The sequence below is a fragment of the Neptuniibacter pectenicola genome (assembly GCF_001597735.1).
GTDB lineage: Bacteria > Pseudomonadota > Gammaproteobacteria > Pseudomonadales > Balneatricaceae > Neptuniibacter > Neptuniibacter pectenicola.
Genome location: NZ_LUTS01000004.1, coordinates 242,713 through 255,658 on the forward strand (window position 1 = coordinate 242,713; position 12,946 = coordinate 255,658).

At 47.7% G+C, this 12,946-nt stretch carries 13 protein-coding genes and 1 pseudogene; 10 read left to right on the plus strand and 4 right to left on the minus strand.

Features of this window, described 5'->3' with window-relative positions; all coding sequences use genetic code 11:
* Positions 1-22 precede the first annotated feature (22 nt).
* The 6 genes from bioF to A3773_RS07415 all read left to right on the plus strand — a co-directional run bounded on the left by bioF (position 23) and on the right by A3773_RS07415 (position 4,775).
* The gene (gene bioF / locus A3773_RS07390) at positions 23-1,177 is read left to right on the plus strand and encodes an 8-amino-7-oxononanoate synthase (RefSeq protein ID WP_067984566.1); all 1,155 of its coding nucleotides are present in this window, start codon (positions 23-25) and stop codon (positions 1,175-1,177) included.
* On the plus strand, positions 1,177-1,944 hold the full coding sequence (gene bioH, locus A3773_RS07395; RefSeq protein WP_067984568.1) for a pimeloyl-ACP methyl ester esterase BioH: 768 nt from the start codon (positions 1,177-1,179) through the stop codon (positions 1,942-1,944). Before bioF ends, bioH begins: the two co-directional genes overlap by 1 nt.
* Positions 1,945-1,949: 5 nt before the next feature.
* Positions 1,950-2,750 carry a malonyl-ACP O-methyltransferase BioC gene (bioC, locus tag A3773_RS07400; protein ID WP_067984729.1) on the plus strand — a complete coding sequence of 267 codons (801 nt, stop codon included), beginning with the start codon at positions 1,950-1,952 and terminating at the stop codon, positions 2,748-2,750.
* 9 nt (positions 2,751-2,759) lie between these two features.
* Complete coding sequence (bioD, locus tag A3773_RS07405) at positions 2,760-3,446, plus strand: dethiobiotin synthase (RefSeq protein ID WP_067984569.1); 687 nt, start codon at positions 2,760-2,762, stop codon at positions 3,444-3,446.
* 86 nt (positions 3,447-3,532) lie between these two features.
* Positions 3,533-3,784: a hypothetical protein gene (locus A3773_RS07410; RefSeq protein ID WP_067984570.1), complete on the plus strand. Its 252-nt coding sequence runs from the start codon at positions 3,533-3,535 to the stop codon at positions 3,782-3,784.
* An 82-nt stretch (positions 3,785-3,866) separates the two neighbouring features.
* Positions 3,867-4,775, plus strand: coding sequence for a putative metalloprotease CJM1_0395 family protein (locus A3773_RS07415; protein WP_067984572.1), 909 nt, complete (start codon positions 3,867-3,869; stop codon positions 4,773-4,775).
* Between the two features lie 101 nt (positions 4,776-4,876).
* On the opposite strand, the gene A3773_RS07420 is transcribed toward A3773_RS07415, so the two are convergent.
* The 4 genes from A3773_RS07420 to xseA form a co-directional block, all read right to left on the minus strand.
* The gene (locus A3773_RS07420; RefSeq protein WP_067984574.1) at positions 4,877-5,647 is read right to left on the minus strand and encodes an alpha/beta fold hydrolase; all 771 of its coding nucleotides are present in this window, start codon (positions 5,645-5,647) and stop codon (positions 4,877-4,879) included.
* A 58-nt stretch (positions 5,648-5,705) separates the two neighbouring features.
* A complete protein-coding gene (bamJ, locus tag A3773_RS07425) occupies positions 5,706-6,332 on the minus strand; it encodes a BamJ family beta-barrel-assembly machinery protein (RefSeq protein ID WP_067984576.1) in 627 nt (208 codons plus the stop codon).
* Positions 6,333-6,402: 70 nt separating this feature from the next.
* Positions 6,403-7,236, minus strand: coding sequence for a peptidoglycan DD-metalloendopeptidase family protein (locus A3773_RS07430; RefSeq protein ID WP_075109505.1), 834 nt, complete (start codon positions 7,234-7,236; stop codon positions 6,403-6,405).
* A 5-nt stretch (positions 7,237-7,241) separates the two neighbouring features.
* Positions 7,242-8,600 (minus strand): exodeoxyribonuclease VII large subunit, encoded by a 1,359-nt coding sequence (xseA, locus tag A3773_RS07435; protein ID WP_067984578.1) that lies wholly within the window; start codon positions 8,598-8,600, stop codon positions 7,242-7,244.
* A gap of 219 nt (positions 8,601-8,819) precedes the next feature.
* Here xseA and guaB point away from each other — a divergent pair, with 219 nt between their 5' ends.
* From guaB to traJ, 4 genes and pseudogenes are all read left to right on the plus strand, one after another.
* A complete protein-coding gene (guaB, locus tag A3773_RS07440) occupies positions 8,820-10,289 on the plus strand; it encodes an IMP dehydrogenase (RefSeq protein WP_067984580.1) in 1,470 nt (489 codons plus the stop codon).
* Between the two features lie 94 nt (positions 10,290-10,383).
* Positions 10,384-11,964, plus strand: coding sequence for a glutamine-hydrolyzing GMP synthase (gene guaA, locus A3773_RS07445; protein WP_067984581.1), 1,581 nt, complete (start codon positions 10,384-10,386; stop codon positions 11,962-11,964).
* Between the two features lie 344 nt (positions 11,965-12,308).
* Positions 12,309-12,536 (plus strand): annotated as a pseudogene (locus tag A3773_RS07455) (type I toxin-antitoxin system ptaRNA1 family toxin).
* Positions 12,537-12,544: 8 nt separating this feature from the next.
* A complete protein-coding gene (traJ, locus tag A3773_RS07460; protein ID WP_438942551.1) occupies positions 12,545-12,916 on the plus strand; it encodes a conjugal transfer transcriptional regulator TraJ in 372 nt (123 codons plus the stop codon).
* Positions 12,917-12,946 lie beyond the last annotated feature (30 nt).

Genomic DNA, 12,946 nt, shown 5'->3' on the forward strand with positions numbered 1-12,946 from the left:
TACTCCTTACTAGAGATCGTCTATGTCTTTTGATGATTTATCTGCTGAGCTTGAGCTAAGAAAGCAGCAATCCCTTTATCGTAGTCGCCGCACACTTCAAACGGCCCAGCAGCCCATCGTGCAAGTTGAGGGGCGGGAGTTTCTAGCGTTCTGCTCTAATGATTATCTAGGGCTGGCTAACCATCCTGAAGTGATCAGGAGTTTTCAGCAAGCGGCGAATAAATATGGTGTAGGAGGCGGCGCTTCCCATCTTGTTAATGGCCACAGTCAGGCCCACCATGAGCTTGAAGAAGCGTTAGCTGAATTTACCGGACGGCCAAAAGCGTTGTTGTTTTCAACGGGCTATATGGCAAATATTGGTGCGGTGAATGCGTTACTGGATAAGCGTGATGCTATTTTTCAAGACCGGTTAAACCATGCGTCGTTACTGGATGCAGGCTTGCTTAGTGGGGCACGGTTTCAGCGCTATCTACATAATGATGCGGATAGCCTAGATAAAAAATTAGCCAAAACTGATGCCCGTCGTCACTTAGTGGTGACCGATGGTGTTTTTAGTATGGATGGCGATGTGGCGGATCTTCCTGCGCTCTCCTCCGTGTGCAAAAAGCATCAGGCATGGTTGATGGTCGATGATGCCCACGGTTTTGGTTGTTTAGGGCAGCAGGGTGGCGGGTGTGCCGAATACTTCGCTATGCCGAATGACGATTTACAAGTCTTGGTGGGGACCTTAGGTAAAGGGTTTGGTACTGCGGGTGCGTTTGTCGCCGGTTCAGACGCGTTGATTGATACACTGGTACAGCATGCACGCACCTACATTTACACCACAAGTATGCCGCCTGCTGTTGCCGCGGCAACCCTCACCAGTTTACGCCTCCTTAAAGAGGAAACGTGGCGACGGGATAAATTAACTCAGCTCATAAAACAATTTAGGCAAGGGTGCTCTGAACTCGGGTTAACATTGATTGATTCTCCTACGCCCATTCAGCCAATTATGATTGGTGAATCCTCTAAAGCGATGCAGATAAGCAAAATATTAGAAGATGATGGTATCTATATTAGCGCGATTCGTCCGCCAACGGTGCCGCAAGGCGGGGCGCGGTTGCGGGTTACATTGAGTGCTGCCCATACGGAAGAACAGGTTAATCGCTTACTTCACGCGTTAGAGAAGGTGAGCTAATGGGCCTTTATGTTGAACGTTATGCCAATGCAGATAAACCTGAATTGGTTTTATTGCATGGCTGGGGTATGGATAGTCAAGTATGGGGGGGCTTTGCTGAGGCGCTATCCTCCTACTTTACTTTGACCTTAATTGATCTCCCAGGGTTAGGCCGATCGACTGGGTTTCCTGAACCTTACCGGGCCGATGCTGTTGTGGATATGTTAGTGGCGCAGGTGCCTAAGCGCGCCGTCTGGTTAGGTTGGTCTATGGGGGGGCAAGTGGCGATCGAGTTTGCAGCGCAACACCCTGAACGCGTTCAGGGGTTAATTACGGTCGCATCAAATCCCTGTTTTGTTCAGCGCAGTGATTGGCCCTGTGCTATGAGTGAGGCCACACATCAGCAGTTTGAACAATCATTAGTGTCTAATGTTAATAAAACGCTTCAGCGCTTTATTATGCTACAAACCCAAGGGGCTGAAGCGGGACGCGATACGCTGAAACAGTTAAAACGCATTCTAAAAGCTCAGGCCCACGCGGCACCTATACAAAGCCTTCAGCTCTTAAGAGAAGATGCCCGTCCTCAATTGGCCGCTTTAACGATGCCGGTTATGCAATTGTTTGGTGATAAAGATCTATTGGTGCCATCCGCTGCTGCACAAGCGTGTGGACAGTTATCGAAGGGCGAAATCAAGGTGTATGAGGGGGCAGGTCATCTGCCTTTTTATTCACATCAGGCCGAGGTTGTTGATGACGTTGTTCGCTTCGTTCAGGAGTCGATTGTTTAGTGGACATGCTTATCGACAAACAAAAGGTAGCGAGCTCGTTTAGTCGTGCAGCGGTGACTTATGACAGCGTTGCTGAGTTACAGCGTGATGTAGGCCATACACTGATGCAGCGCTTACCTAAAGAGCTTCGCTCTAGTGCTGGGCCGTGCGTGATGGATCTTGGGTGCGGCACGGGTTTCTTCTCGCCAAAATTAAAGCAGACATATCCTACGGCTCAGTTATTCAATGTAGATTTGGCGTTGGGGATGCTGCGCTACGCGCGGGAACAGAGAGCGGTGACCGGTGCCCATTGGATCTGTGCTGATGCGGAATACTTACCCTTTGCTAAGGGTAGTATGCATCTTATCTTTTCCAGTTTAGCGATTCAGTGGTGTGAAGACTTTCCCGCATTAATGCAAGAGATTGAGCGGGTGTTAGCGCCGGGTGGTCAGTTTGTTTTTGCTACGCTTGGGCCTAACACGTTGTGTGAATTACGCACGGCCTGGGGGCAAGCGGATCGCTATACACATGTAAATCAATTTCTCTCTTCCGATGAGCATTTGTCTGCTTTGCCGGACAGTCTCAGTGTTAATGTATTTGAAGAAGAGCTCAGGGTGTTACGTTATCCACAGCTTAAAGGGTTGACCGATGAATTAAAAAGGTTGGGCGCCCATAATATGAATGCAGGTCAGCAGATAGGTTTAACCGGTAGAGAAAGAGTCAAACGTTTTAAAGCGGCGTATGAAGCGCAGCGCCTGTCGGATGGCTCTATTCCTGCAACCTATCAAGTTTTCTATGGTGTGTTTGAAAAACGCTCAATGGAGTAAGACGTACAGATGGCTAAAAAAACCTACTTTATTGCAGGCACTGATACCGATGTGGGGAAAACCTGGGTAGCTGCGGGCTTGTTGGCTGCGGCGAATGGCAAAGGGTTATCAACCATGGGGCTAAAGCCTATTGCTGCTGGGTGTGAGCATACCGCAGAGGGGCTTAGAAACAGTGATGCGCTGTTGTTGCAAAATACCGCATCAATTCAATTACCGTATGAACAAGTGAACCCTTTCTCGTTTGAACCACCCATTGCGCCCCATATTGCGGCCATGGAAGAGCAGAGAATGTTAAGCGCCGATAGAATCGCGGCGTTGTGCCGCGGTGCTTTAATGCAACCTGCGGACTTCGCGATTGTTGAAGGTGCGGGGGGGTGGCGCGTACCCTTAAGTCATCGAGAAACGATGGCCAGCATTCCTAAACAGTTAGGTATTCCAGTGATTATGGTTGTCGGGATTAAGCTGGGGTGTATTAATCATGCGTTGTTAACGGCAGAGAGCATCGCTCGAGACGGTTTGAGGCTTGCAGGTTGGGTGGCCAATTCAACAGCTGAATCCATGTCATGTTATGACGAAAATGTGGCAACGATCTCATCAATGTTACGTGCGCCGTTAATCGCAGAAATACCGTTTTTGCAGGAACTTTCACCCGAAGCCGTAGCCCAATATATCGACATAGATAAACTAGAATCCTAGAAAGTTGGTTAAAATGTGAACATTTCGTTGCTATGATCTATAATAACAGCTGGAATGACTGTATTTGAATAAGCTGAGGTGCCAGCATGAATGTGACTAACGCAATGCAATCTGGTTTTATAGGCATCAACCGTGGCTTGGACAATGCGCCGAAAGCTGCGAGTGATGTAACTGGCTCAGGTAAACCTGAAGAGGTAGAGCAGGCTTCAGGTAGAAAACGAGATGAGGTTGTCGCCGAATCAGCAGCGGGGGTGTCTGTTGAAGCTGCGGCCACTAAAGTGGTGGGTGAGGTTGAAGAGTTAGGCCAGCCCGGATCCATTATTAATATACGCGTTTAATGACGTGATTCACGGATAGAATCAGAGAGTTAAGTGAAGCATCATCGTTTTACCACTAAATTAATAGAGAGGAGGGCTGTTTATGCAAATTACCAGCTCTAGTCACTCTCAGGCCCTAAATGCCAATACTGCACCTATTGAGCTTCGATCCCAAGATGCTCAACGGGTGTTGTCATCTGTTGCTAATCTAGCCTCTCAAGAGGTCTTGGCGTCTAATCAGGGTGCGCTTAATCGTGATCGCGTGACGCTGTCGGCCGAAGCTGCTGCATTATCTCGCTTGGCTTCGCCTAGTACTGGACTGGCGGCGGATGAGGGCGAATTTATTGGTTTAGAATCCACCGGGCGTTCTATAACTTCAGCCACTGCTCCTGCCACTTCACAAGAGGAGGAGCAGCAAGAGTTAGCCATCAGTCGTGAGTTGGCGAAGCGTGATCGTGAAGTGAAAGCGCATGAGCAGACTCACGCTTCCATTGGTGGTGCTTACGCCTCGGCTCCTAGCTATACATATGAGCGAGGTCCCGATGGACGAATGTATGCGGTTGAAGGTGAGGTAAAAATTGATACATCCCCCATACCTAATGATCCAGAAGCAACCTTAGAAAAAGCTGAAATTATTCAGCGGGCCGCGCTAAGTGTGTCTGAACCATCATCAGCCGATCGTGCTGCAGCCGCTGAGGCGCGTGCGATGGCGATAGAAGCGAGGGCCGCAATACTTCAGCAGGAGAGGGAAGCTGAGGTAGAAAAAACGGAACAAAACGCTGCAGCAAAGGATGAAGCACCTGAGGATGAAAAATCTGCCGGTGATGTTCTGCGCGAGTTAAGAGATGAAAAACTGGCCCGTTCAGATGGTGCTGCTGAAGCGTTGAATGAGTTTAATGATCGAATCAACGAAATTAACAAGCAGTTAGCAGAGATTAACAAAAAGTTAGTGGATGCAGGTGTGTTTCAGAAACGATTCCCCGAAGGCTTTTTCTTAGATAGCCAAGTTTAAATTGGCTTGTGTCCTGCTGGCCTAACGCCTTACCGCTTTTTGGCGCGGCTGAACCTCTTACCCCCTGTATTGTGGCGGCCTACGTAAACGCATGGGCTACGTTAATGCCTACCTTTGTTTAAGTGATTCAATGCAATTTTTGAAAAGTCGGCGGGTTTCTCCGCATGGGGGTTATGGCCTGATCCCATGACGACTTTATAGCGTGCCTGTGGAAAAAGTTTGAGTACTGCGTCCCGGTGGGCTGGAAGCATGTAGTCTGACAACTCGCCTTTTACGAACAAAACCTCAGCATTAAACGGATTGCCGTTAGGGGCCGCACAAATGTTGTCGTACTGGTTATAAAGCGCATCGAGGTTCATGAGCCACGCAAAGGTGTTGTCTGCTGTGCGATAAAGATTTTTTAACAAAAATGCTCGGGTACCGTGATCGTCCACATACTGTGCTAACTGTTTACTGGCTTCGTTTCTTGACGTTAATGTGGCAAGGTCTATTGAATATAAGCCTTCAAATACGTTCGCATGGTGGGGAGGGTATTCGATGGGGGATATATCAACCACAATGAGCTGATCAATGCGTTCGGGATGATTTAGGGCAAGTTGCATGGATGTTTTTCCGCCCATTGAGTGGCCAATAATATTCACTTTGTTAAATCCAAGGTGATCGATTAACTCTACAATGTCATCCGCCATCAAGGCATAACTCATATCGTCTGAGTGTGGGGAGTGTCCGTGATTTCTTAAGTCTACAGCGATAACCTGAAAGTGCTGGGAGAGGACTTTAATTTGGCCGCCCCAGTTATCCATTGTGCCCAACAGGCCGTGAAGGATAATTAAAGGCGCACCTTCACCCTGTTGTTTGTAGTTTAAAAGCATGACCGGTTCCCACTCATTAAAAAAGGCGGCCTAAACCGCCTTTCTATGATAAACGAAATTATAGAATTTCTAAAAGCTCAACATCGAAGACAAGCGCAGAGTAAGGCGGAATACCACCTGGAGAGCCCTGTTCGCCGTAAGCAAGGTTGTAAGGGATGTATAATTTCCACTTAGCGCCTTTGTTCATTAACTGAAGTGCTTCAGTCCAGCCAGCGATAACGCCACCGACTGGGAATTCAGCAGGTTGACCGCGGTCATAAGAGCTGTCGAACACTTTTCCATCGATGAATGTACCGTGGTAGTGGGTACGTACTTTGGATTCGCGCGTTGGTTTTTCGCTACCCTCTTCACCGGCTTCAAGGATTTCGTATTGAAGGCCTGACTCAAGCACAACTACGCCATCACGTTTTGCGTTATCGGTTAGGAATGCTTCACCTACAGCGGATGCTTTTTTGGCTTCTTCTTCCTGTTGAGCACGCATACGCTCATTAAGCACATTAAATGCTTCTTGGATTTCGCTGACTTCAACCTGCATACCATCGCCATTAACGGCATCAGCAATACCGGCTGAAATGGCTTTAATGTCCATGCCTTCAAAGGGTTGCTGTGCTAATTGATCGCCCATCTGGCGACCGATGCCGTAACTTGCTTTTTGTTCTAGTGTTTCTAGTTGTACATCAGACATGAATTAAGTCCTACTAGGTTTCTAAAAAAAACGAGCCTTCAGGCTCGTCCTAAAAATGTTTGTATTAAAATTATGGTGCTAAAAACAATGTGGGGTCGACCCGGGTATTATTCAAGCTTACGCTCCAATGAAGATGGGGTCCGGTTACTCGACCGGTTTTTCCAATCTCGCCCAACTTGTCGCCGGTAGTGACATTATCTCCAATTTTCACATCGATTTTGCTCATATGACAGTACATGGTGGTGAGACCAAAACCATGGTCAAGAATAACAGTATTGCCATTAAAGAAATAATTACCTGTATCAACCACTGTACCTTGGCTTGGCGCAACAATTGGGTCGCCGTGCGGGGCTGCAATATCTAAACCGCTATGTGGGTTTCGTGGCTGCTTGTTAAAGAAGCGCTTTAAGCCAAATGGACTACTGTAAGGGCCTTGGGCGGGGAGCGCAAACTGTGTTGTCGCTGCTGTAGGCTCACTCCAATGCTTGAATGCCGCAACCATTTTGGCTTTTTCTGTACGCCAGCGTTTTATATCTTCTGGGTCTGGATCTACGTGGCGTTTGTTTTTGACGGTTAAATACTGGGCTTTGTACTCTTTATCCTCTATTTCAAAATAGAAGGAGGTTGCGTTCGCCCGTAGGTGCTGCTTTTGGTTGGGTTTTGCGCTTAATGGAATGCCAGCAATAGCGAGCCATGCACTCTTGCTTGCGTGCGTGCTGCCCTGGCTGGGTATTACCATTACTCTGTTGCCTTTATACCAAGCAGAGGGGGGCGTGCTACTCTCAATCCCCGTAAGTGGAATAATTGCGATGCCGCCGGGGACACGGCTCTCTTGTGGTAGCGGCTGGGCATAGGTTGTGAGGCTGATAAATAACAGCCCAATGAATATCATTAATTTTTGCATAGTCATTATTCCGTAATTACTTCATCTACGCGGCAGCGTAAATGTCCTTTATATAGCTGGCTTTCAATCATATCGCCTTTTTGAACGCTGGACGCGTCCTGAATAACCGCGCCTTTCTCATCTTTAACAATAGCGTAACCGCGCTCCAAGGTAGCCAGTGGGCTTACCGTACTTAGTTGGGAGGAGAGGGCGCCAAGTTTAAGCCCTTTTTGTTGCAAAAAGGTGTGCATTGATTGGGTTAAGCGTCGCTGTAATGAGTGAATCTGCTCCTCCTTTAAGGGGAGCTGTTTATCAGGTGATTGTGCTTTTATTCTGGAGGATAGCTGTTGCTGTTGATGCTTACTATCAGTGATTTTAGTTTTAATGGCACTGAAGAGTTTGCCCTCTAGGTGGTCTAAACGTTGAGCTTGTTCGTTTAGTTTTTGTCCTGGGTGGCGCAAACGTGTTTTAGCGTGCTGGATGCTGAGTGCAGCCGTTTTTAACCTTTGCTCAATATGACGGACTAATCGCTGTTCAAGTAAGGTCAGTCTTTGTTTTAGCTGTTGTTGATCTGGACTGAGCATCTCTGCCGCAGCAGAGGGGGTCGGCGCTCGTGTATCTGCAATAAAATCGGTAATAACGACATCGACTTCATGGCCGACCGCGCTGATGATGGGGATCTCACAATCAAACACGGTTCTTGCGACCGCTTCGGTATTAAATGCCCACAGATCCTCTAAAGAACCGCCGCCTCGACCAATGATTAAAACATCACAGGTTTGATGAGCTTCCGCCAAAATGATGGCTTTACAGATCTGTGCAGGTGCTTCATCGCCCTGAACGGCTGTTGGGTAAATTGTGACCGGAAGGCCGGGAAAGCGTCGTTTTAAAACCGTTAAAATGTCGTGTACGGCCGCCCCTGTTTTTGAGGTGATAATGCCTATATGTGATGGGTGTGCAGGAATGGGCTTTTTATGTGTGCTATCAAATAGGCCTTCCGCTTGCAGCTTTCGTTTTAAGGCTTCAAATGCTGCTTGTAGGGAGCCACTACCGCTGGACTCCATAAAATCACAAATAAGTTGGTAGTCACCTCTGCCTTCATAAAGACTGACTTTTGCCCTGACAACAACCTTATCCCCTTGCTTAGGTTGCGGATTAATTACTTGGTTGCGATTTTTAAACATCGCGCAGCGAACCTGAGCGTTGTCATCTTTTAGGGTGAAGTACCAATGCCCAGAACTCGGGCGGACGAAATTCGAGATCTCTCCCTCAACTTGAATCGTTAGGAATGAGCGTTCGAGTAATGTGCGTGCCTGCCTATTGAGTTCTGAAACACTCATGGCATGTATACGACGCGTGTTTGTTTCGTTTGTTTCAGTCAACATGGGCTTATAGTAAACGAAGTTGAAGCCCTGATGCAGTAGCTAATAGTAAGTTGTGTTGAATTGTGTGAGTTTTTAATGCGGCGAAAAGAATATTTCCGTCTATAGTTGTGCTAATTAAGCCTGTTTTTAGCGATTGAGTGTAACTTTTCGATTGAGACAAAAGGCTAATTTCTGTATAATTTCGCGTTTAAATTTATTCACTACACAGGCTGGCAAATAATGTTGCGAATCGCTGAGGAAGCTCTCACTTTTGACGATGTCTTGCTGGTTCCGGGCTACTCTGAAGTACTGCCTAAAGACGTTTCACTGAAAACACGCCTCACTAAGGAAATTGAACTTAATATTCCTTTAGTCTCTGCGGCAATGGACACAGTGACCGAATCGGGTCTTGCTATCGCTATGGCGCAGGAAGGTGGTATCGGAATCATCCATAAGAACCTGACGATTGAGCAACAGGCTGCAGAAGTGCTGCGTGTTAAAAAATACGAGGCAGGGGTTGTAAGCGATCCGGTCACGTGTCGTTCTGATATGACAGTGGGCGATCTACGTCAGTTATCTGCATCTGTAGGCTTCTCGGGTTTTCCTGTTGTTGATGACGGTAATCTCGTTGGTATCGTAACCGACCGCGATTTTCGTTTTGAGCACAAACTTGATGCTTTAGTTGCGACGATTATGACGCCTAAAGAGCGTTTAGTTACCGTTGAAGAGGGTGTTGACCCTGACGACGTAAGAAATCTGCTGCGCAAACACCGTATCGAAAAAATATTGGTAGTCGATAAGAACTTTAAACTTTGCGGCATGATGACCGTGAAGGATATGAATAAAGCTGAATCGCACCCTAGTGGAGCAAAAGACGCTAAAGGCCGCTTAATTGTTGGTGCTGCGGTGGGTACTGGTCCAGAAACACCTGATCGCGTTGCTGCGTTAGTTGCTGCGGGTGTGGATGTGATTATTGTCGATACTGCACATGGTCACTCTAAAGGTGTAATTGACCGTGTTGCTTGGGTGAAAAAGACGTTCCCTCAGGTTCAGGTTATTGGCGGTAATATCGCCACTGCAGAAGCGGCTATTGCGCTGGCTGATGCGGGTGCTGATGGCGTCAAAGTAGGTATCGGTCCAGGTTCAATCTGTACGACGCGTATTGTGGCAGGTGTGGGTGTTCCGCAAATTAGTGCGGTTGCCAATGTTGCTGAAGCGATGGCTGAACGTGGTGTACCTGTTATTGCTGATGGCGGCGTACGTTTCTCTGGCGACCTTGCTAAAGCCATTGTTGCCGGTGCATCCGCTATCATGGTTGGCTCTATGTTGGCCGGTACTGATGAAGCGCCGGGTGAAGTTGAGTTGTTCCAAGGCCGTGCATTTAAATCATACCGTGGTATGGGTTCTTTAGGTGCAATGGGACAGTCTACTGGCTCTTCCGATCGTTATTTCCAAGATGCGTCTAAAGGTGTTGAAAAGTTGGTGCCTGAAGGCATTGAAGGGCGCGTGCCTTGTAAAGGACCTATGGGTGGCGTTGTACATCAGTTAGTTGGTGGTTTACGTGCCTCTATGGGCTATACAGGTAGTGCTAATATTGAAACGATGCGAACAGTACCTCAGTTTGTACGTATTACAAACGCAGGCATGAACGAAAGCCATGTTCATGATGTGAGCATTACTAAAGAAGCACCTAACTACCGCATTAGCTAATTTTATAAACGCTAAAAAATGGGCGGAGTTCATAACTTTGCCCATTTTTTTTTTGCAGACACATAAACTCTGTAAAGCATTGAGATCATACGTTATGACCAAAGATATTCACGCTCAACGGATTTTAATTCTAGATTTTGGATCGCAATATACTCAGCTTATCGCGCGTCGTGTTCGTGAGATTGGTGTGTATTGTGAAATTCGTGCATGGGACATGTCTGAAGACGAGATTCGCGAGTTTGCACCTAAAGGTGTGATCTTAGCGGGTGGGCCTGAATCAGTGACTGAAGGTGATTCACCCCGTGCGCCTGCGATCATTTTTGATCTAGGTGTGCCGGTCTTAGGTATCTGCTACGGCATGCAGACGATGGCTGAGCAATTAGGCGGCACGGTTTCAGCCTCCGATAAGCGTGAATTTGGTTATGCGCAGGTGCGTTTAGAAGATAGCCCTAGCCACTTGCTAGAAGGGATTGAAGACCATGTAGCTAACAACGGCTCTTTGTTGTTAGATGTGTGGATGAGTCATGGCGATAAGGTGACACAGCTACCTGAAGGTTTCTCTATTATCGCAGCGACCGAATCAGCCCCTATTGCTGCTATGTGTAACCCAACTAAGAACTTCTACGGTGTTCAGTTTCACCCAGAAGTAACACATACAAAACAAGGCGGTCGTATTCTTGAACGTTTTGTTGTGGATATTTGTGGTACTGAGGCACTTTGGACATCTGCGAATATTATTGCCGATCAGATTGAAAAAGTGCGTGCGCAAGTGGGCGATAGCAAAGTTTTGTTGGGCTTATCGGGCGGCGTGGATTCCTCGGTTGTGGCTGCGTTGTTGCATAAAGCGATTGGCGATCAGTTAACCTGTGTCTTTGTCGATAATGGCCTATTGCGTAAGCAGGAAGGCGATCAGGTTATGGATATGTTCGCTAAGAACATGGGCGTTAAGGTGATCCGTGTTGATGCGGAAGACCTATTCCTAGGACGCTTAAAGGGCGAGAATGATCCAGAAGCCAAGCGAAAAATTATCGGTAATACTTTTATCGAAGTGTTTGATAAGGAAGCCACTAAACTTACTGAAGTTAACTTCCTTGCGCAGGGTACGATCTACCCCGACGTAATCGAATCGGCTGCAGCAAAAACCGGCAAAGCGCACGTGATTAAATCCCATCATAACGTTGGCGGCTTGCCAGACGATATGAAGATGGACCTAGTTGAACCGCTACGCGAGCTGTTTAAAGATGAAGTCCGTAAGCTGGGTCTAGAGTTGGGCTTGCCTTACGATATGGTCTACCGTCATCCTTTCCCAGGACCGGGTTTAGGTGTGCGTATTCTGGGTGAAGTGAAGAAAGAGTATGCAGATATTCTGCGTGAAGCGGATGCGATCTTCCTTGAAGAGCTGCATAAAGCGGATTGGTACCATAAAACAAGTCAGTCTTTTGCCGTATTCCTACCGGTTAAATCGGTAGGTGTTGTCGGTGATGGCCGTCGTTATGAGTATGTTATTGCGCTTAGAGCGGTAGAAACGATTGATTTCATGACGGCACGTTGGGCGCATCTGCCTTATGAGCTGTTGGAAACGGTTTCTAGTCGTATTATTAATGAGATCGCGCACGTATCACGCGTAACTTATGATGTAAGCTCTAAGCCACCGGCTACGATTGAATGGGAGTAGGGTTGGCAATAAATAGCTGATCAGACCTTTTCGAAGTGAAAAATGCCAGTCAGTTTCTGATTGGCATTTTTTTTGGTTTTTATTGTGATACGTGCCTTCCATTTTTTAAACAGTGGTAGTACAACACCGACCGCGGCCTGAATATGAAAGCCATTGCTGACAAAATGGAGGTATTCCAAAACAGGTTGGCCGGGCGTGCTTACAAGGACATGAAGAGATCGGTCGATCAAATCGACAAAATGAGACGCTGGCCGTTTGGTCGACGCAAGTAGTTAGAAAGCACACGGGCCGGTGATGGTGCACCGGCCCGCATTTCCACATACCACCTGACAGAGAGGTGACACATGACAACCACACATAATATCGAAGTTCAGCAAGCAATTCATCAGGCAGCGACCAAGCTGGCCGCCCTGGAGTTCATCGACTAGGAAACCGCCCGGCAGATTTCGCCCGTTGCGGAAGCCGTCGCCAATATGTTCACGATCCTGTACTACCAGGCTGAAACTGGTCGAGCGACGCCGGAGGACTTCCAGGAGGCGTTGGACACTATTCGCCAGGTGACAAGGAGGTAAGGCAAAAGATGATGAGCGAAAAGGCAAAACGAATAACGAGGAAGAGCAGTACACCTATCAAGGTGTACAGCTTACCCGAGGAAAAGGAACATATCGAGGTGCAAACAAAGCGAGCAGGCATGAGCGTTACGCGTTATCTGCGTGAGGTTGGCCAGAGCTACAAGATCAAGGGTGTGGTCGATTGTGAGAAGGTCCGGGAGTTGGCTCTAATCAACGGCGATCTTGGCCGTTTGGGTGGCCTATTGAAGCTATGGCTGACCGATGACGTGCGAACTGCCCAGTTCGGCCAGTCAACAATCCTTGCTGTCCTCCGCAAGATTGAGGCCACACAGGAGGAAATGGGAAAAGTTATGACCAAGGTGGTCATGCCGAAGATATGAACCACAACAGGTTGATTCAGAGCAGGCGGC